This window comes from Verrucosispora sp. TAA-831, assembly GCF_050780145.1.
GTDB lineage: Bacteria > Actinomycetota > Actinomycetes > Mycobacteriales > Micromonosporaceae > Micromonospora.
Genome location: NZ_CP192240.1, coordinates 2056840 through 2076250 on the forward strand (window position 1 = coordinate 2056840; position 19411 = coordinate 2076250).

General features: G+C 71.8%; 15 protein-coding genes. 11 read left to right on the forward strand and 4 right to left on the reverse strand.

Going from position 1 to position 19411, the window contains the following annotated elements; genetic code table 11:
- Nucleotides 1-21: 21 nt before the first annotated feature.
- Nucleotides 22-249 (reverse strand): winged helix-turn-helix domain-containing protein, encoded by a 228-nt coding sequence (locus ACQVFL_RS09330; protein ID WP_117227522.1) that lies wholly within the window; start codon nucleotides 247-249, stop codon nucleotides 22-24.
- Between the two features lie 381 nt (nucleotides 250-630).
- On the opposite strand from ACQVFL_RS09330, the gene ACQVFL_RS09335 reads away from it, so the two are divergent.
- Entirely contained in the window at nucleotides 631-1791 is a 1161-nt protein-coding gene (locus tag ACQVFL_RS09335) for a helix-turn-helix domain-containing protein (RefSeq protein WP_431729173.1), read from the forward strand.
- Between the two features lie 70 nt (nucleotides 1792-1861).
- Here the strand turns inward: ACQVFL_RS09335 and glgA are convergent, their stop codons facing one another.
- Nucleotides 1862-3064, reverse strand: a complete 1203-nt coding sequence (glgA, locus tag ACQVFL_RS09340; protein WP_431729174.1) for a glycogen synthase — start codon at nucleotides 3062-3064, stop codon at nucleotides 1862-1864.
- A 71-nt stretch (nucleotides 3065-3135) separates the two neighbouring features.
- Between glgA and glgC the strand changes: the two genes are divergently transcribed.
- The gene (glgC, locus tag ACQVFL_RS09345; RefSeq protein WP_350695255.1) at nucleotides 3136-4368 is read left to right on the forward strand and encodes a glucose-1-phosphate adenylyltransferase; all 1233 of its coding nucleotides are present in this window, start codon (nucleotides 3136-3138) and stop codon (nucleotides 4366-4368) included.
- The gene (gene pgm / locus ACQVFL_RS09350) at nucleotides 4365-6008 is read left to right on the forward strand and encodes a phosphoglucomutase (alpha-D-glucose-1,6-bisphosphate-dependent) (protein WP_431729175.1); all 1644 of its coding nucleotides are present in this window, start codon (nucleotides 4365-4367) and stop codon (nucleotides 6006-6008) included. The genes glgC and pgm overlap by 4 nt, the downstream gene beginning before the upstream one ends.
- Before the next feature lie 186 nt (nucleotides 6009-6194).
- Here pgm and ACQVFL_RS09355 read toward each other — a convergent pair whose 3' ends face one another.
- A complete protein-coding gene (locus ACQVFL_RS09355; protein ID WP_431729176.1) occupies nucleotides 6195-8054 on the reverse strand; it encodes a polysaccharide biosynthesis protein in 1860 nt (619 codons plus the stop codon).
- A gap of 203 nt (nucleotides 8055-8257) precedes the next feature.
- Entirely contained in the window at nucleotides 8258-9184 is a 927-nt protein-coding gene (locus ACQVFL_RS09360) for an NAD(+)/NADH kinase (protein WP_396691287.1), read from the reverse strand.
- A gap of 329 nt (nucleotides 9185-9513) precedes the next feature.
- Between ACQVFL_RS09360 and ACQVFL_RS09365 the strand changes: the two genes are divergently transcribed.
- The 8 genes from ACQVFL_RS09365 (at nucleotide 9514) to ACQVFL_RS09400 (ending at nucleotide 19411) form a co-directional block, all read left to right on the forward strand.
- Entirely contained in the window at nucleotides 9514-10707 is a 1194-nt protein-coding gene (locus ACQVFL_RS09365; protein ID WP_431729177.1) for a glycosyltransferase, read from the forward strand.
- A gap of 128 nt (nucleotides 10708-10835) precedes the next feature.
- Nucleotides 10836-12002 carry a hypothetical protein gene (locus ACQVFL_RS09370; protein ID WP_396691283.1) on the forward strand — a complete coding sequence of 389 codons (1167 nt, stop codon included), beginning with the start codon at nucleotides 10836-10838 and terminating at the stop codon, nucleotides 12000-12002.
- Nucleotides 11999-13264, forward strand: a complete 1266-nt coding sequence (locus ACQVFL_RS09375) for a hypothetical protein (protein ID WP_396691281.1) — start codon at nucleotides 11999-12001, stop codon at nucleotides 13262-13264. The genes ACQVFL_RS09370 and ACQVFL_RS09375 overlap by 4 nt, the downstream gene beginning before the upstream one ends.
- The gene (locus ACQVFL_RS09380) at nucleotides 13261-14445 is read left to right on the forward strand and encodes a polysaccharide pyruvyl transferase family protein (RefSeq protein WP_431729178.1); all 1185 of its coding nucleotides are present in this window, start codon (nucleotides 13261-13263) and stop codon (nucleotides 14443-14445) included. Before ACQVFL_RS09375 ends, ACQVFL_RS09380 begins: the two co-directional genes overlap by 4 nt.
- A gap of 312 nt (nucleotides 14446-14757) precedes the next feature.
- Nucleotides 14758-15921, forward strand: coding sequence for a glycosyltransferase (locus ACQVFL_RS09385; RefSeq protein WP_431729179.1), 1164 nt, complete (start codon nucleotides 14758-14760; stop codon nucleotides 15919-15921).
- Nucleotides 15922-15964: 43 nt separating this feature from the next.
- The gene (gene wecB, locus ACQVFL_RS09390) at nucleotides 15965-17095 is read left to right on the forward strand and encodes a non-hydrolyzing UDP-N-acetylglucosamine 2-epimerase (RefSeq protein WP_431729803.1); all 1131 of its coding nucleotides are present in this window, start codon (nucleotides 15965-15967) and stop codon (nucleotides 17093-17095) included.
- 440 nt (nucleotides 17096-17535) lie between these two features.
- Nucleotides 17536-18756 carry a glycosyltransferase gene (locus tag ACQVFL_RS09395; protein WP_431729180.1) on the forward strand — a complete coding sequence of 407 codons (1221 nt, stop codon included), beginning with the start codon at nucleotides 17536-17538 and terminating at the stop codon, nucleotides 18754-18756.
- Between the two features lie 136 nt (nucleotides 18757-18892).
- Nucleotides 18893-19411 (forward strand): acyltransferase, encoded by a 519-nt coding sequence (locus tag ACQVFL_RS09400; protein ID WP_431729181.1) that lies wholly within the window; start codon nucleotides 18893-18895, stop codon nucleotides 19409-19411.

The following is a 19411-nucleotide window of genomic DNA, read 5'->3' on the forward strand; positions in this document are numbered from 1 at the left end:
CCGGTCGGCGCGCGTGGGAGATCAGGCCGGCGGTTCCGGCGACACGAACGATCCCTTGCCCTGGTGGACCTCGATCCAGCCCCGCTCGTCGAGGATGCGGAGCGCGAACCTGATCGGCGTCGGACTCGCCTGGTACTGCTCACACAGTTGGGCGATGGACGGCAGCTTCTGGCCGGGCCGCAGTGCGCCGGATCGAACCGACGCGATCACGTCGGCGATGACCTGCTCGTACACGGGTTGTCTGGGCATGGCAACGCCTCTCGTCAGCGCGTCGAGCATGCCACGCCGGGGCTGCACTCTGTGCGTGCAGTGTTGACTGTGTATACAGTGTGCGCTAAGTTGTGGTGGGCCTCTCGTCAGCAGCGGAGTGCCTTTGACCAGGGCGGGGCGGGTCCCCGTGCCGCCCCGCCCTGCCCGCACTTCCCGATGTGCTCGCCCTGCCCCACCTCCCGCCACTCGCAAGGAGGCACGGATGCACCAGCCCCCGCCCGACATCCCGCGTCCGGTGTTCAGTCGTCGATCATGGAGTTGTGGCAGCAGGTTTGTGGCGGTACGCGGCCTTTGGACGAACCACAACTCCATGATCGACGCGGTGGGTGGGGTGGGGTCGGGCGGCGGGGGTGTGTGGCGGTGAGTGAGGTGCCGGTGGGGCGGCGGATCGCGCAGTGGCGGGTCCGGCGGAACATGACGCAGCAGCAGTTCGCCGACCGGATCGGCAAGTCCAAGAGCTGGGTGGACAAGGTCGAACGTGGGGAGCGCCGGGTGGAGCGGGTGTCGAACCTGCGCGAGGTGGCCGACGCGCTCCGGATCGACCTGGCGAGCCTGCTGCCGGACCGGGCCGGGCGATCCGCGCCCGCTGCCGCCGGTGTGGAGCGGGTTCGGGCGGCCCTGGCGAAGTACCACGTCCCGGCGTCGTCGCGTCCGGTCGACGTGGAGCAGGTGCGGGCCCGGCTGTACCATGCCGAGCAGAGCTACCGGCATGCCCGGTATCCGGCCCTGCTCAGGCTGTTACCCGACCTGCTCGACACGGTCCGGCAGGTGCGGGTCGACCCTCCCGATCCGGTCGGTGACGAGCTGCTGGTCGGCGCGTACGGGCTGGTTGCTCTGGCTCTGATCAAGGTGGACCAGCGGGAGTCGGCGTGGTTGGCGGCGGACCGGGGGATGGCCGTCGCCCTGGGGAGCGGGAACGCGCTGCTGGCCGCCGCCGCGACCGTACCGCTGAGTCAGGCGCTGCGGGCGGTCGGGCGGCGACGGTCGGCGATGGACGCGGCGGTCGTGGCCGCGCAACGGATCGCGCGTGGGGCGGGCGACGCGGCGACTCTCCGCACGACGTTGCTGGTCCAGGCGGGTCTGGCCGCCGGAGGTCGGGGCGACGGCCGCAGCGCGCGCGAGCTGATCGACCAGGCTGCGGCGATCGTGCCCGAGCTGCCGGACGGCTACGGTACGGCGGCGGTGGAGGCGGCGCGGGTGGTGATCGCGGCCGACCTCGGGGACGTCGGGGTGGCGGCGGCTCGACACGAACGGCTGACGGCGGGGAACGGGTGGCGGTGGCTGCCGACCGAGCACCGCGCGGCGTACCTGCTCGACGTGGCCCGCGCGCACGCCCGCCTCGGCGACATGCTCCAGGCGGGGCGGGCGCTGTTGGACGCCGAGCGGACCGCCCCCGGCGAGGTACGCGAGCGCCCGTCCGCCCGCGCTCTGGTCGCCGTGGTGGCCCGCGCCGCCACCGCTCCCGCCGCGCTCACCCGCCTCGCCACCACCCTGCACGTCGGTGGCGACGGTGCGGGGTGAGCATGTTCTAGCAGGGGACCCCTGCTATGCACGAGGCGTTAATAAGGTGCCCTTCCTTACACCCAAAGCCTTACACGGAAAGCGAGCGGTACAGCTCTAGCGTCTGGCGCGCGATCGCGTCCCACGAGAAGTGCTCCACCGCGCGTCGGCGCCCGGCCCGGCCGAGTGCGGCGGCCCGCACCGGGTCGGCCAGCAGCGTGTTCAGCCGGTCCGCCAGGTCGGCCTCGAAGCGGGCCGGGTCCAGCGGGCGGCCCGAGCCGTCGGTGGCCTGGTCGATCGGGACCAGCAGCCCGGTCTCGCCGTCGGCGACCACCTCGGGGATGCCGCCGGTGGCGGTGGCGACCACGGCGGTCTCGCAGGCCATCGCCTCCAGGTTGACGATGCCCATCGGCTCGTACACCGACGGGCAGACGAAGATGGTGGCGTGGGTGAGTACCTGGATCACCTCGGACTTGGGCAGCATCTCGGCTACCCAGACCACTCCGGAGCGGCGCGACCGCAGCTCGGCGACCAGACCCTCCACCTCGGCGGCGATCTCCGGCGTGTCGGGTGCGCCGGCCAGCAGCACGAGCTGCGTCTCCGGCGGCAGTTCACGGGCGGCACGCAGCAGATGCGGCAGGCCCTTCTGATGGGTGATCCGCCCGACGTAGACCACGCTGGGCAGGGCGGGGTCGATGCCGAGTCGGGTCAGCACGTCGGTGCCCGGGTCGGGGGCGTACTGCGCGGTGTCGATGCCGTTGTAGATCACCTTGATCCGCTCCGGGTCCACCGACGGGTACGCGGCCAGCACGTCCCGGCCCATCCCGGCGCTGACCGCCACGACCGCGTCGGCGGATTCGTAGGCGGTGCGCTCGCACCAGGAGGAGAGCGCGTAGCCGCCGCCGAGCTGCTCGGCCTTCCACGGTCGCAGCGGCTCCAGGCTGTGCGCGGTCACCACGTGCGGCACCCCGTACAGCAGCTTCGCGGTGTGTCCGGCGAGATTGGCGTACCAGGTGTGGCTGTGCACCACGTTCGCGCCGGCACACCCGGCGGCCATCTCCAGGTCCACACCCATGGTCCGCAGCGCGGCGTTCGTCCCGGCCAGCGCCGGCGGGTCCGCGTACGCCCGGACTCCCGGCTCGGTACGCGGCGCACCGAAGCAGTGCACCCGGACCTCGGTGATCCGGCGCAGCTCCCGGGCCAGGTACTCGACGTGGACCCCGGCACCGCCGTAGACCTCGGGCGGGTACTCCCGGGTGAGCAGGTCGACGCGAAGGGGGGCGGAGTCGGTCATGCCCGGCACCCTAGTGCAGAAGTGTGCCCGTACGAGTGGTGAAGCGGCACGGGGATGGATAGCGTCTGGTCATGGCTGCCAAGGTGCTCGCGATCGTCCTGGCCGGCGGAGAGGGCAAGCGCCTGATGCCGCTGACCACGGACCGGGCCAAGCCGGCCGTCCCGTTCGGCGGGATGTACCGCATGGTCGACTTCGTCCTCTCCAACCTGGCCAACGCCGGCTATCTGAAGATCGTCGTGCTGACCCAGTACAAGTCCCACTCCCTCGACCGGCACATCACCAAGACCTGGCGGATGTCGACGCTGCTGGGCAACTACGTGACGCCGGTGCCCGCGCAGCAGCGCCGGGGCCCCTGGTGGTTTGCCGGCTCCGCCGACGCGATCTACCAGAGCTTCAACCTGATCTACGACGAGCAGCCCGACTACGTGATCGTCTTCGGTGCCGACCACATCTACCGGATGGACCCCCGGCAGATGGTGGAGGACCACATCGCCTCCGGTGCCGGGGTCACGGTGGCCGGCATCCGGCAGCCGCTGCACACCGCCGACCAGTTCGGCGTGATCGAGGTCGGCGAGGACGGCCGACGGATCCGGGCCTTCCGGGAGAAGCCCACCGACGCGGTCGGGCTGCCCGACGCGCCCGACGAGATCTACGCCTCGATGGGCAACTACGTCTTCACCACCAGGGCGCTGATCGAGGCGGTGGAGCGCGACGCCGAGGACAAGACCAGCAAGCACGACATGGGCGGCAGCATCATCCCGATGCTGGTGGAGCGCGGCGAGGCCAACGTCTACGACTTCCGCGACAACGAGGTGCCGGGCAGCACCGACCGGGACCGGGGTTACTGGCGCGACGTGGGGACGCTCGACTCCTTCTACGACGCCCACATGGACCTGATCAACGTCCACCCGGTGTTCAACCTCTACAACTTCGACTGGCCGATCTACACCGAGCAGCCGCCGTACCCGCCGGCCAAGTTCGTGCACCAGTGGGGTGAGCGGGTCGGCCGCGCGGTCGCCTCGATGGTGTCGCCCGGCGCGGTGATCTCCGGCTCGCTGGTGGAGAACTCGATCGTCTCGCCGAAGGCCAAGGTGCACTCCTGGGCGCACGTGGACGGCGCGGTGCTGATGGAGGGCGTCGAGATCGGCCGGCACGCGGTGGTCCGCCGGGCCATCCTCGACAAGAACGTCTACGTGCCCGAGGGCGCGGAGATCGGCGTGGACCTGGAACGGGACCGGCAGCGCTACACCGTCTCGGACAACGGGATCGTGGTCATCGGCAAAGGACAGAAGGTGGAGCCATGAGTCACCCGCGCGCCGGTCAGCCGGCTCAGCCCGCCGACCTGGTCGACGTTCCGCGGCTGGTGACGGCCTACTACGCCGAGCATCCCGACCCGGCCGACCCGGCACAGCAGGTCTCCTTCGGCACCTCCGGGCATCGCGGGTCGAGCCTGCGCAACGCGTTCAACTCCGACCACATCCTGGCGGTCACCCAGGCGCTCTGTGACTACCGGCGGGAGCAGGGCGTCGACGGGCCACTGTTCCTGGGCCGGGACACCCACGCGTTGTCCACCCCGGCGGCCGTGGACGCCCTGGAGGTGCTCGCCGCCAACGAGGTCACCGTGCTGCTGGACAGCCGGGACGGCTACACCCCGACCCCGGCGGTCTCGCACGCCATCCTCACCCACAACCGGGGTCGCACCGGCGGGCTCGCCGACGGCATCGTGATCACCCCGTCGCACAACCCGCCGGACGACGGCGGGTTCAAGTACAACCCCACCCACGGCGGTCCGGCGGACTCGGACGTGACCCGATGGATCCAGGACCGCGCGAACGCGATCCTCGCCGCCGGGCTCAAGGAGGCGCGACGCATCCCGTACGCGCGGGCGCGCGCCGTCGACACCACCGGCACGTACGACTTCCTCGGCGCGTACGTGGACGACCTGCCGGCGGTGATCGACGTGGACGCGATCCGCGACGCCGGGGTGCGGATCGGTGCCGACCCGCTCGGCGGGGCCAGCGTCGACTACTGGGGCGAGATCGCCCAGCGGCACCGGTTGGAGTTGACCGTGGTCAACCCGACGGTGGATCCGACCTGGCGGTTCATGACCCTGGACGGCGACGGCAAGATCCGGATGGACTGTTCGTCGCCGAACGCGATGGCCTCGCTGATCGCGATGCGCGCCGACTACCAGGTGGCCACCGGCAACGACGCGGACGCCGACCGGCACGGCATCGTGACGCCGGACGCCGGTCTGATGAACCCCAACCACTACCTGGCGGTGGCGATCGCCCACCTGTTCCGGACCCGGGAACAGTGGGGTCCGGACGCGGCCGTCGGCAAGACCCTGGTCTCCTCGTCGATGATCGACCGGGTCGCCGCCGACCTCGGGCGTCCGTTGCTGGAGGTGCCGGTGGGCTTCAAGTGGTTCGTGCCCGGACTGCTCGACGGCGCGGTGGGCTTCGGCGGCGAGGAGAGCGCGGGCGCCTCGTTCCTGCGCCGCGACGGCGGGACGTGGACCACCGACAAGGACGGTCTGCTGCTCTGCCTGCTCGCTGCCGAGATCATCGCCACCACCGGCCGGACGCCCAGCGAGCACTGGGCCGAGTTGGCCGACCGGTTCGGCGCGCCCGCGTACGCCCGGATCGACGCCCCGGCCACCCGGGAGCAGAAGGCCGTGCTCGGCAAGCTCTCCCCGGAGCAGGTGCGCGCCACCGAGCTGGCCGGTGAGCCGATCACCGCCACGCTCACCGCCGCGCCCGGCAACGGCGCGCCGATCGGCGGGCTCAAGGTGACGACCGCCTCGGGTTGGTTCGCCGCCCGCCCGTCGGGCACCGAGGACGTCTACAAGATCTACGCCGAGTCGTTCCAGGGGCCCGAGCACCTGGCCCGGATCCAGCAGGAGGCGCGGGAACTGGTCACCGAGGTGCTGGCCGACTCCTGAGGGCTCGGCACCTGCCCGGCCCGGCTGCCGCCGGGTATCGGACAGCGGCCGGCGTCTGCCCGGCCCGGCTCGGGCCCGGCGTCGGACAGCGGGCGGCGCGTGACCGGTCCGTCGGCGTCGGGCAGTCGTGGACGCGTACGCCCGCGTGCCGTCACCCGGTGCGGGTGACGGCACGTCGGTGACGTGTCAGCGGGCCAGCGGGATGCCCGGCTGGCGTTCGCGGGACGTACCCGGCGAGACGCCGCAGAGCGCGGCGAGCTGGTCGACGATCAGGCCCGGGTCGCCGAACGGGTCGAGCGCACTGACCTCTAGTGGGTCGAGGGCCGGCACGGTCACGTGCGAGATCAGCGGGTGCAGTGGACGGTGGTCGGCCTCGCCGTGGCCGAGCAGGTCCTCGTGCAGCTTCTCGCCGGGGCGCAGTCCGGTGTAGACGACCTGCACCGGGCTGGCCGCCTGGGCGACCATCCGGCGGGCCAGGTCGTCGATGCGGACCGGCTCGCCCATGTCGAGCACCAGTGCCTCGCCGTCGCGCCCGATGCTGGCCGCCTGGAGGACCAGGTGCACCGCTTCCTGCACGGTCATCAGGTATCGCGTCACGTCGGGGTGCGTGACGGTCAACGGCTGCCCGGCCTCGATCTGCCGCTGGAAGGCGGTCACCACCGAGCCTCGGCTGCTGAGCACGTTGCCGAACCGGACGCTGAGGAAGGTGCCCGGGTGGGTCGCCGCCGCGTGGGCGGTGAGCATCTCGGTGAGGCGCTTGGAGTAGCCGAGCACGCTGATCGGGTTGGCGGCCTTGTCGGTGGAGATGTTGACGAAGCGGGCGACGTCCCGGCAGGCGTCCAGGACGGTGAGCGTGCCCCAGACGTTGGTCTTGATCGCCTCGCCGGGGTGCCGTTCCAGCAGAGTCAGGTGCTTGAGCGCGGCGGCGTGGAAGACGATCTCGGGTCGACGGTCCCGCATGATGCGCCGGATGCCCTCGTCGTCGCGCAGGTCGGCGAGGATGAGTTCCGGGCCGTCGAGCAGGGCCCGCCCGGTGAGTGACATCTGGAGGCTGTGCAGCGCGGACTCGTCCCGGTCGAGCATCATCAGCTCGCCCGGGTTGGCCCGCATGATCTGCCGGCACAGTTCCGCGCCGATCGAGCCTCCCGCGCCGGTGACCAGGATCCGCCGACCGGCGAGGCCGTTGTCGTCGAGCGTGAGGTCGCCGACCACCTGACGGCGACCGAGCAGGTCGCTGATCTGTACGTCGCGGACGTCGCTGACCCTGATCCGGTGGTCCACCAGCTCCCGGACCGGTGGGATGATCTTGAAGGCGGCACCGGTGCGGAGGGTGATCTCCCGGATCTCCCGGATCAGGGTCGCGTCGGCGTTCGCCACCGAGAAGATCAGTGTGGTCGCGCCGGTGCGGCGGACGGCCTCGGCGAGTTGCTTCCGGCCGCCGAGCACCGGGACCCCGGCGATGCGCAGGTCGCGCCGCTCCGGGTCGTCGTCCAGCGCGCCGACCGGCAGGTAGCGTCCCTTCGGGTCGCCGAGCATGGCCCGGACCAGCCCCTGACCGGCCTCGCCCAGACCGAACAGGAGCACCGGGGTGGCGGATCGGGCGTCCGGACGCATGGCGCGGTCGCGGCGGTGCCGGTGCAGCAGGCGGGAGCAGAGCATCAACAGCAGCGCCAGCGCGCCGCCGACCACCGGGGTGCTGGCCGGGATCGGGCGCTCGCCGAAGGCGAGCAGGGCGAGCAGCGCCAGGGCGGCCGTGGTGGCGGTCGTGCCGGCGAGTCCGCGAACCTCCTCGATGGTGCCCAACGGCTGCCGGCCGGAGTAGATCCGTCGCAGTGCGCTGATCCCGACGTGCAGCACGGCGGTGGCGGCACCGAGCAGCATCACGTCGGTGGCCTTGTCCGCGGTGGGCACCTGTTCGTAGCGGGCCCAGCCGGCCACGGTGAAGCCGCCGACCCAGGCGAGGGCGTCGGCGGCCAGGAAGACGGCGGTACGGCGTCGGTTCACTCTGTTCCGGTCCTGGGGCGTCGGCGTTATCTCGGGTGGCATGACGATCTCCCCTGTCCTGTCCGTGGCCGGTGAAGACCCACATCGGGTCTGGGGCCACGCACGTCCCCTAACTGCTTAGCGGAATTAAGGTCGTCCGATTCCCGTTTTCACGTTTCTCTGGCCGGTCGTTCATTTCCGGAAGTGTGAACAATTGTCGCGTGCAGGGGGGCGAGGGACGTTCTCCGAATGCGCAGACGTCGAATTCAGGCCGTCGGTGGTATCCGGCGGTCGAGACGTGAACGCAACTCCTCGGGGAGCAGCTCGCGCAGTTGCTCGGGCAGCAGCGGCAGGTCCAGCAGGCTCAACTTGAGCTGGCTGCGCTCCTGGAAGCGGCCCGGGTCGAGGCGCACCACCAGGCCCGCGTCGTGCCGGTAGCGGATGTCGACCGCGCCGGAGGTCGACCTCTCGCGGATCAGCAGCCCGTCGACCTCCACCGCGACCGGCCCGGAACCGGGCCGCAGCTCCAGCCGGACGTTCTCGTCGGGGGAGAGCACCACGGCCCGGGAGATGCCGGACATCGGCGCGCTCGGGGTCACCACCACCGCCCGGGTGGCCGGGGAGATCAGCGGCCCGCCCGCCGCGTAGCTGTACGCGGTCGACCCGGCCGGCGTGCTGACCACCACCGCGTCGCAGCGGTAGTAGCCGTACCGGCGGCCGTCCACGGCCAGGGTGGCGGTGACGAATCCCTGGCCGGGCGCACGGATCAGCGCGATGTCGTTGAACGCCACCACGTCGTCGCCGCACACGTCGCAGGCCAGGCAACTGTGTCCCGCCACGGTGTAGTCCCGGGTCAGCAGCCGGTCCAGCGCCGCCGGCACCTCCGGCGGCTCCACCTCGACCAGGAACCCGACCTTGCCCAGGTGCACGCCGAGCACCGGCTTGGGGTCGTTCACGGCCATCCGGAGCGCGCCCAGCATGGTGCCGTCCCCGCCGATGCTGACCAGCACGTCGGAGCGGGCGACGAGGTCCGCCGTCGGCATCGCCTGGACCGACTCGGGGACCCGGTGGCGGTCCTCGACGCGTACCGCCAGGGTGGCGTCGTGCCGGACGGCCCAGGCCGCGATGGTGTCCACCACGGGCGAGGTGTCCCGGGTGGGATGGAGCACCAGCCCGAGCCGGATTCGGTCCATGTGGCCAGCTCACCACAGTCCGGTCGCCCGCACGGTGCCTACCGGCCGGCGTCCGTCAATTGCGTGTGCCGGATTCTGATCGAGCGCGACGTGACGACTATTCACGAATTCGGCTCGCGGTGCCCTTTGTTCGGCATTCGTCGACCACGATGCTATTTTGGCTATTCCTTCTCGACCCGATCCGATATTGCGGAGGCCGATATATGAGTGATGAGCCGGGCCAGGTTCGCGTTCGGGAAGCGACGTGTCCACCGCCCGGTCGGCAACCGGCGGGTCACGGCCCGACCGGGCGTCGCCCCGCCGCGTCGGCGCGCCGTCGGGTCGCCCTGGTGACCCACGGGCTGCACCGCAACGGCGGGGTGGGTTCGGTGGTCAACTGGCTGTACGAGGGGTTGACGGACACCGGCCGGTACGCCGTGGACGTGCACGACCTGGCGACGTCCGTCCGGGACGCCGGCAGCCGCCGGTTGCTCGCGCCCCGGTCCTGGCGGCGCGCCAGCCTGCTGCGGCCGTCCGACACGGTGCCGCACGAGCGGTACTGGGGCGCCAACGCGGTCGAGGTGGAGGTCATGCGGTACCGGCCTCGGCAGGAACTGACCAGGGCGTTGGCGGGATACGACTGCATCCAGGTCGTCTGCGGCACACCCGCCTGGGCGGCTCCGGTGCTCTCCGCCGGTCCGCCGGTCGTGGTGCAGATGGCGACGCTCGTCGCGTGGGAACGGGCGCACCGTCCACTGCGGCCCTGGCACCCGGCTGACCTCTGGCGGGCGGCGATGACCCGGCTCACCTCCCGGATCGAGCGGTCGGCGCTCGGCGCGGCGGACGCGGTCCTGGTGGAGAACCACGTGATCCTCGACTGGGCGGTGTCGCTCGGACTGTCGGGCGTCCTGCTCGCGCCGCCCGGCGTGGACACCGCCCGGTTCACACCGTCGCCGTCCGGCTGGCGCGCCGACGGATACCTGCTCTCGGTCTGCCGGCTCGGCGATCCACGCAAGGGGCTCGACCGGATGGTCCGCGCCTACGCCGAGGCCCTGCGACGTCGCCCGGACCTGCCGCCGCTCGTCCTCGCCGGCAAGGGGCGGCTCGCACCGGGTGTGACGGACCTGGTCGCGCAACTCGGGCTCGGTGAGCGGGTCCGAGTACGCCCCGACGTCCCGGCCGACGACCTGGTCGAGTTGTTCCGAGGCGCGTCCGTCTTCCTCCAGACCTCCTACGAGGAGGGCCTCGGTCTCTCGGCCGTGGAGGCGATGGCCTGTGGTCTGCCGACGGTGCTCACGGCCACCCACGGGGCCGTCGAGTGCGTCGCCGACGGGCGGACCGGCTGGTTGGTTCCCCTGGAGCCCGCCGACGAGGTGAGCGCGACCGTCGCGGCGCGGATCCTGGACATCCTGGACGTCTCCGGCCCGGCGATGGCGGAGGCCGCCCGTCGACGCTGCGAGTGCCTCTTCTCCCGTTCTGCGGCGCTGTCCCGATTCACCGACACCTACGATCGACTGCTCGCCGACCGGACGGCCGACCGGTGACGTGCGCGACGTCGTACCGCGTGGCCGAGGCTCGACCAGCGACCCCGGCACCACCGGACACGACGAGGGCCCCGCGGGGCCGCCGCCGCAGACTGCCCCGGCTGAACTGGCTGCTGCAACTCTTTCCGGTGAGCACGATGGTGTCGGCCCCGTACGCGGTGCTCGTCGTCCCGATGGCGGTACTCAACGGCAATCCGGACCTGGGCTTCATCGTCATGCTGCTGGCCCTGGCGCTGCCGGGGTGCGTACTCGTCGAGCTGGCCTTCCTGCGACGGGTGGGCCGACGCGGCGAGTGGCAACGCGGCCTGGCCGAGGCCAGCGCCGGTCACCCCCACCTGTTCACGATCGCCCGCGCGGTCACGCTGGTCAGTGTCACCGCCGACCTGGCCGGTGCCTGGGCCGGCCGCGGCACGATCTTCACCCAGCTCACCGGCGAGGTGGTGACGTCACCGACGGCCATGCTCAGCTCCCTGTTCATGGGCTGGCGATACCTCGCCTTCGCGCTGCTGGCCGCGAGCCTGCTCGCCGGGCAGGCGGGCCGGTTGGCCTGCCTGCGCTGGACGGCCTACCTCATCGGCGCGCAGGTGGTGGTGGCGATGGCCACCGCGTTGACCGCTCCCGTGATGGGCTACCTCTCCTTCGTGGTGGCGCTGGCGGCCCTCTGCGGGTTGCTGCACACCCGGTTCGTGGTGATCGCCGTCATCGCGCTGTTCCTGATCTGGCCGACGGTGTACGCCGCCCGCAACGAGATCCGGGTCGACGGTGGCGTGGCGGTCGACGAGGAGGTCACCTCCGGCGACCGGCTCCGTTTCGACCTACAGGTGACGCGCGCCAGCGAGTACGACGTGCCGGTCGACATCGAGCGCCCCGGCGTGTCCCAGATCGTGCGGTACGGGCTGGTGCCCCGGGCACTCGACCCGGACCGGCCGGCCCTGTCGACCGGCACGCGGATCAACGAGTACCTCGGCGGAACGTCGACGTCCGCGTACACCTTCCTCGCGCTCGGCACGATCTACTTCCTCGACGGTCCGTGGGGCGTGGTGCTGTTCTACACCGGGTGGGCCCTCGTCGGGGTCCTGCTGCTGCGGGCCGGCGGTCCACCGGGACCGGTCCGCCTCGCGCTCTTCGGGTTCGCGGTCGCCAGCCCACTGATGTGGTCGAAGGTCTATCCGGAGTCCATGATCTCGTTCGTGCAGTTCTGCGTCGCCGCGCTGCCGGTGTTGCTGCTCCTGCGACTGACCCGGCACCGGGTGCCGACGCCGGCACCGCCGCGGCCCATCCGGTTCCCGACATGACGACCCGGGCGGCGCCGCGCACCGGCCCGTCGGTGGCGAGCGAGATCCCCCGGGCGGGCGGTCGGCGGGCGTTCGTCCGACGTACGGTGGCGGCGCTGTCGGTGAACGGGCTGTCGAGCGTGGGCAACCTGATGGTCTCGGTCTCCGTCGCGCGGAGTGAGTCACTGTCGAGACTGGGGCAGTTCGCCCTGGCCTTCTCGATCTACGTACTGGTCATCGGTCTGGTGCGGACGGCGGTCACCGAATCGGTGTTGGCCGCGCGGGCCGGCCCGGCCCGGCCCGAGATCGCGTGGGGGGCCCGCCGCGCCTGCACCGTCGCCGTCGGGTCCGGGTTGCTCGCGGCGGCCACCGGGGTGGTGGTCGGCGCCGACTACCTCACCGTGGTCGGCCTGGCCCTGCCCGGCCTGGTGGTCTACGACTACGTCAAGGCCATCAGCATCGGTGTCGGCGGCACCCGGGTCGCGCTGGCCCAGGAGTGCGCCTGGCTGGGCTGCACCGCTCTGGCCGTCGGGGCGGCCGTGGTCGGGTCGGTGCCGCCGGTGATGATCTTCGTCGGCTGGGCGGTCTCCGGTGCGGTCATCGGTGTCGTGGCCGCACTGCGGCTGCGCTACGGCGTGGTGCCCGGCTGGGGGCTCGACCGTGCTGGCACCCGCGTGGCCGCCTCCTTCGCCGCGCAGTTCCTGGTCACCACCGGTTCGGCCCAACTGGCCCTGAGCGGTCTGGCCGCGACGGCGGGGGTGGCCGTGGTCGGCGCCCTCGGCGCGGCCCGAACGGTCTTCGGCCCGGTGACGCTGCTGATGACGACGCTCTCCTCGCTGATCGTCCCGTACCTGGCCCAGGCACGTCCGGAGACAGCACGCGCCCGGATGCGGGTGGCCGGTTCGGTCATCGCGGTGACCGGCGGCGTGGTGCTCCCACTGGTGCTGGCGGTGTGCCTGTTGCCGGACGACGTCGGCCGGGCCGTGCTGGGCGACAACTGGGACGCGGCCCGTCCGCTGCTGCCGCTGCTCTCCGTCGAGGCGTTGCTGGCCCCCGTCGCCCTCGTCGCCTTCGCCGGGCACCGCGTCGCCCACGCCGGTGGACGTGCCTTGGCGATCGGTGTGGTCCTCGGGCCGGTGCGGATCGCGACGATCGTCGCGGGTGGTGTTCTGTTCGGAGCCGGTGGCGCAGCAGGCGCACTGGCCGTACTCGCCCTAGTCAGCGCCGGTTGCTGGTGGTTCAGCTATCTGAAGCTGGGCGGGCGGAGGGGAGTTGTGCGGTGACCCGTGCCGTCGGACTGGTCTGCCTCGGTGAGGCCGGCAATTTCGGTGACGACCTGATCCTGATCGCCGCGGTGGCCGCCGCCACCGACGTGGAAGAGGAGACCGAGGTCCGGTACCTCAGCTTCGGTCGTCCCATCGACTGGGCGGCGATCTCGGCCCGGCTCGGTGCGCCACTGCGTCCCCGGCCGGTCCGCCCCGGACGGGACCTGCCCGGCTCCCGCCGCAGCGAACTGAGCTTCCAGGGCTGCCGCGCCGTGCTGTTCGGCGGCGGTGGCCTGCTCCAGACCAGCCATCACCCGCACACTCCCTACCGGTGGCTGAGCTTCCTGCCGGGACACCTGCCGGCGGTGCCGGTGCTCGCTGTGGGGCTCGGTCTCGGCCCGCTCAGCGCGGACTGGGAACGTCGGCTGCGGGCCCTCGGGTCCCCGTTCGACGAGTGCTACCTGCGCGACGGCGACTCGGTGACCCTGGCGGAGCAGCGGCTGGGGTGGCGGGCCCGGCGCTGCCGGGACTTCGTCGACCGGACCTTCCTCGACGGGCTGGGGGTACGTCCCGCAGCGGCCGGGCGCGACCGGCCGGAGGTGCTGGGGGTGGCGCTGCGGCGGTGGCCGGGGCTGGACGTGACCGACACCGCCCGCCACGTGGCCCGGGTCGCCGAGCGGTACGGCGTCGACGCGGTGCGCCTCTTCGTCCTGGAGGCGGGGACCGGTGGACCCGACGTGACCTTCACCGAACAGGTGTGCCGGCAACTGGCCGGCGGTGACGCGACGGTGTTGCCGTACGAGGGCGTGGACCTGCTCGACTTCGCCGCCGCGATGGCGGAGTGCACGGTCGCCGTCTCGATGAAGCTGCACTCCAGCGCGCTCTGGGCGGCCCTGGACGTGCCGATCCTGCCGATCTCGTACGCGCCGAAGACGGCGGCCTTCTTCGACCAGCCCTTCGACGGGCTGCGGATCTACGACCGGGTGCTGCCCCCCGCCGTCGACGACGACGTGGTGCCACGGGCGGCCGAGGTGGTCGGACCGTGGTTGCGGCGGGCACTCGCCGGCCAGGTGCCCGTCACGCGCGCGATGCTGAGCGCCGGAGACCGGCTGAGGTTCCAGACCTCCGGCACGGCGGTCAACATCTACCGGCGGCTCGGTCGTACGGTCCGGGGCACGATCGGCGCCGGCTCGCGGTAGCCCGGCGCCGACCGTCCCGGCCGGAGGCGGGTGCTCAGTCCCCCCACGGGCGGCGCACGTCCCCTAGCGCTGTGCCGACGGTGTGTGTCGCCTGGTATCTATTGCGTTGTTCGGGGTTTCGGATTGCGTTCTGCACAAACTGTTCGGAAGGTGTCGCCTCCTGCGTCCGGCAGTCACCGCAGAAGCGCTCGATCGTTGGGCCAATCAGTCCTGTGCTGCCGGCGAGGAGCGAAGATGGTCAACGACACCACCCCCGTGTCGCAATTTCGAGAGGGACTCTCGGAATATGACGAGAAGCAATTCCGCGTTCTCGTGACGGCGGAGTACTTCGTTCCCGGTTGGCGTGCCGGCGGCCCGGTCCGCTCGATCTCGGACGTGCTCGCGAAAGCCAGCGACGACATCGAGACGACCATGTTGACCCGTGACCACGACCTCGGTTCGCGCGATCCCTATCCCGGTCTCTCCGGTCGGTGGGCGCGATTCGGCCGGACCAGCATCTTCTACCTCGGGGTACGCCGTCCGGCGCACTGGCGGCAACTCTGGCGCGCGCTGCGCACGGTCCGGTTCGACCTGCTCTACGTCAACAGCGTCTGGTCGACCTTCTCCATCCTGCCCATCGTCGCGGCCCGGCTCGGCCTGCTGCGGGTGCGGCGCGTGCTGGTGGCGCCCCGGGGCGAGTTCGGGTCGGCCGCGCTGCGGCTGCACGGCCTGCGCAAGCGGATCTTCCTGGCCGGCTGGCGGTGGATGCTCGCCCAGCCCCGGGTGCTGTGGCACGCCACCACTCCGGCCGAGGCCGCCGACATCCGGCGGGTGCTGCCCCGGGCCCGGATCGGGGTGGTCGCCGTCGCCAGCGGTCCCGAGCCGGATCCGGAGCCGGTCACGCTGCCGCCGACCGCGCAGGCGCGGCTGGTCTTCATCGGACGGATCTCCCCGATGAAGAACCTCGACCTGGTGCTCCGCGCGCTCGCCCACGTGCCGGTGCCGGTCCGGTTGGACGTGTACGGCCCGGTGGAGGACCCGGGGTACTGGCGACGGTGCCAGGAACTGATCGCGGCCCTGCCCGAGCAGGCCACCGTCGCCTATCGCGGCGAGCTGCACCCCGACCACGTCCGCGAGACCTTCTCCCGGTACGAGGCGTTCGTGCTGCCGACCCGGGGCGAGAACTTCGGCAACGCCATCGCGGAGAGCCTGTCGGCGTACTGCCCGGTGATCTGTTCCGACCGCACCCCCTGGACCGGCGTGCTGCGCGACGGTGGCGGGCTGGTGTTGACCGATCTGACCCCGTCGGCCCTGGGCGCACTGGTCACCGAGGTCGCCACGGCCGCACCGGAGCAGCGGCACGTGGCCCGGGTGGCCGCCGGTGCGGCGTACCGGCGCTGGCGGGCGAGCCTGACCCGGGTCAGCGTGCTCGACCAGGCCCGGCACGTGATCCGCGACCCGGCGTACCGGGTGCCCCCGCAGGGGCGTACGTCCTGAACCGGTGGGCCGCACCGTCCACCGGAAGACCGCTGTGAGGAGAATGCCCGTGACCCGGGTGATGACCGTCGTCGGGACCAGGCCGGAGATCATCCGGCTGGCCAGGGTGATCGACGCGCTGGACCGGACCGTGGAGCACACGTTGGTGCACACGGGACAGAACTGGGACCCGGCCCTGTCCGACATCTTCTTCACCGAGCTGGGGGTCCGCGCGCCGGACCGGTTCCTGCGTGCGGACACCAGCTCGCTCGGCACCCTGCTCGGCGCAGTCCTGGTCGGCACCGAGGCCGCGATCGCCGAGACCCGTCCGGACGCGCTGCTGGTGCTCGGTGACACCAACAGCGCGATCTCGGCGCTGATGGCCCGACGGATGAAGGTGCCGGTGTACCACATGGAGGCCGGCAACCGCTGCTTCGACCTGAACGTGCCGGAGGAGACGAACCGGCGCATGGTCGACCACGTCGCCGACTTCAACCTGGTCTACTCCGAGCACGCCCGGCGCAACCTGCTCGCCGAGGGCCTGCACCCCCGGCGGATCCTGCACACCGGCTCGCCCATGCGCGAGGTGCTGGACCACTACCGGCCGCAGATCGACGCCTCGACCGTGCTGGCGCGGCTCGACCTGGAGCCCGGTGGCTATGTCGTGGTCAGCGCCCACCGGGAGGAGAACGTCGACCACCCGGACCGGCTCCGCCGGCTGCTGGACTGTCTCTGCGCGGTACGCGACGAGTGGGGCCTGCCGCTGCTGGTCTCCACCCATCCGCGCACTCGCAAGCGGTTGGAGTCCCTCGCCGTGGACGGTACGCGGCTGGAGGCCATCGCCTTCCACGAGCCGTTCGGCTTCTTCGACTACGTCACCCTGCAACGGCACGCCCGGTGCACGCTCTCGGACAGCGGCACGGTCAGCGAGGAGTCGGCGATCCTCGGCTTCCCGGCGGTGACCCTGCGCGAGTCGATCGAGCGCCCCGAGGCGCTGGACACCGGGTCGATCGTGATGACCGGCCTGGACCCGGCCGGGGTGGTGGAGGCGGTCCGGGTGGTGGTGGCGCAGGCCGCCGCCGGTGCCGCCGGCTGTCCGCTGGACTACCAGGTCCCGGACACCTCACGCCGGGTGGTCGACTTCATCCTGTCGACCGTGCGCCGTCATCACGACTGGGCGGGCATCCGGCACTGAGGACGGCGGCGGTGGTGCCGACCATCACGCCCTCGGCGAGGCGGCAGTGGCCGGAGACGGCGGCCAGCGGGTTGACCGACACGTAGTCGCCCAGCACCGCGTCGTGCCGTGCAGTTCTGGTTGAGGGGGCTCGGCGGGGTAGTCGTCGACGAATCCGCGCATCCGCCATCGGGGTTCGCGGGACATCGGCGTGTTGAGTAGACAAATTACCCGATACGCCTCACGGCCCATTCCGCCGACTCCTACGATCACTACGTCGGTCGTCACCCGTGGCTCCCTCGTCCGGGGAGAACGCCGGGCGCTCTCCGCCATCCGAGCCGCCCCGGAGCGTCGATGGTGACGGTCGCGCCGACACCGGTCCGCAGGCCCCACCTCCGCACCGGCGGGCGCGGCTGTGGCCTGCGGTGACGGACGCCCGCTTCCTGAAGGTGAGCCACACAGTGAACGAGCTGGTGAGGACCCGTCCGCCCGTCGCCGGTACGCACCGGTCGGCGTCGCGGTCCGCCGTCGAGTCGGACGGCTACCGGGTCGTCGCGACCGCCGGTGTGTTCGAGCCCGGCTTCCGGGGCGGCGGGCCGATCCGTTCGCTGCGCTACATCCTGGACACCCTGCCGGACGACCTCGACGTCACCCTGGTCACCCGGGATCGTGACCTGCACTCACCGGCGTCCTACCCGGGGCTGTCCGGGCGGTTGCTGCGCCGCGACGCCCGCTCGGCCGTGTTCTACCTCGACCCGTTCGCGCTCCGGCACTGGGCGCGGCTGCTGCGGCACGTCCGCTCCCGACCGGTCGACCTGCTCTACGTCAACAGCCTCTGGTCGCCGTTCTCGGTGGTGTCGATCCTCGCGGTCGCCTCGGGCGTGCTGCGCGCCGGGGCGATCCTGCTCGCGCCGCGCGGGGAACTGGCTCCGGCCGCCCTGGACATCAGGTCCCGCAAGAAGCGACTGTTCCTGTCGGTGTGGGCACCGCTGCTGCGTCGGCTCGGCGTGCGCTGGCAGGCGTGCAGCCGGCGGGAGGAGGAGCAGATCCGGGCGGCCATGCCGTGGGCCCGGGTGATGGTCAACGGCAACGAGTGCGCCGTGCCGGAGGATCCCGCCCCGCCCGCCGAGCCGCGCGAGGGGCCGCTGCGGCTGGTCTTCGTGGGCCGGATCTCGCCGATGAAGAACCTGGTCACGGCGCTGGAGGCGGTGGCCGGTACGACCCGGCCGGTCGAGTTCGACATCTTCGGGCCGGTGGAGGACGAGGCGTACTGGGCGCGGTGTCGCGGGATCGTCGAGTCGATGCCCGAGCACGTCCGGGTCGCCTACCGGGGCGAACTCCCGGCGGGGCAGGTGCTTGCGACCTTCGGCCGGTACGACGCGTTCCTCTTCCCGACGCTGGGCGAGAACTACGGTCACGTGATCGTCGAGAGCCTGGCCGCCGGCTGCCCGGTGATCTGCTCCGACGAGACACCGTTCAGCGAGTTGATCACGCAGGCCGGGGGAGCGGTGGTGCGCCCCGCCACGGCCGCCGGGTTCAGCACGGTGCTCGACCGGCTCGCCGACCGCCCGGTCGCCGAGCGCGCCGAGGCGAAACGGGTCGCCGCCCGGCGTTACCGGATCTGGCGGCGACAGAGCCGGGAACTCAACGTGCTGGAGCACGCCCGCCGGTTCTGCCGCTGACCGTCGACCCGCCGGAGGTCCGTCACTCGTACCCGGGGCGGATCGTTGCGGGAGGTGTCCGGCGGTGCGGGCACGCCGGCCCGTCGCCGCGTACTTCGTCAGGTGAGGACGTCAGGTGTCTCGTCGCGTTCGTACCATGGTCCAGCGGGTGCGCGACCATCTCGCCGCCACCCGCGACCCGGAGGCGTTCGCCCGTTCGCTCGGGGTGAACCTGACCGGCCGGGTCCGGTTCTATGGGATCAGCCGGGCGATGTTCGGCTCGGAGCCCTGGCTGATCACCCTCGGCGACAACGTCTTCATCACCTCCGAGGTCCAGTTCGTCACGCACGACGGCGGCACGCTGATCCTCCGTAAGGAACACCCGGACCTGGACTGGACCGCGCCGATCGTCGTCGGCGACGACGTCTACATCGGGATGCGGTCGATGATCCTGGCGGGCGTCACCATCGGCAACCGGTGCGTGATCGGGGCGGGCTCGATCGTCACCCGGGACATCCCGGACAACACCGTGGCCGCCGGGGTGCCGGCGCGACCGTTGCGCACCACCGACGAGTACCTCGCGCGGTTGCAGGCCAAGTCGTTGGGGATCGGCCACCTGCCGGTGCCGGCCAAGCACGAGGCGATGAAGCGGATCTACGGGGTGACCACGGCCTGA

Coding starts and splice junctions, on each gene's coding strand:
- ACQVFL_RS09330 (WP_117227522.1), bottom strand. CDS start 249: ATGCCCAGACAACCCGTGTACGAGCAGGTCATCGCCGACGTGATCGCG.
- glgA (WP_431729174.1), bottom strand. CDS start 3,064: ATGACCGACTCCGCCCCCCTTCGCGTCGACCTGCTCACCCGGGAGTAC.
- glgC (WP_350695255.1), top strand. CDS start 3,136: ATGGCTGCCAAGGTGCTCGCGATCGTCCTGGCCGGCGGAGAGGGCAAG.
- pgm (WP_431729175.1), top strand. CDS start 4,365: ATGAGTCACCCGCGCGCCGGTCAGCCGGCTCAGCCCGCCGACCTGGTC.
- ACQVFL_RS09355 (WP_431729176.1), bottom strand. CDS start 8,054: ATGCCACCCGAGATAACGCCGACGCCCCAGGACCGGAACAGAGTGAAC.
- ACQVFL_RS09360 (WP_396691287.1), bottom strand. CDS start 9,184: ATGGACCGAATCCGGCTCGGGCTGGTGCTCCATCCCACCCGGGACACC.
- ACQVFL_RS09375 (WP_396691281.1), top strand. CDS start 11,999: ATGACGACCCGGGCGGCGCCGCGCACCGGCCCGTCGGTGGCGAGCGAG.
- wecB (WP_431729803.1), top strand. CDS start 15,965: ATGCCCGTGACCCGGGTGATGACCGTCGTCGGGACCAGGCCGGAGATC.
- ACQVFL_RS09400 (WP_431729181.1), top strand. CDS start 18,893: ATGGTCCAGCGGGTGCGCGACCATCTCGCCGCCACCCGCGACCCGGAG.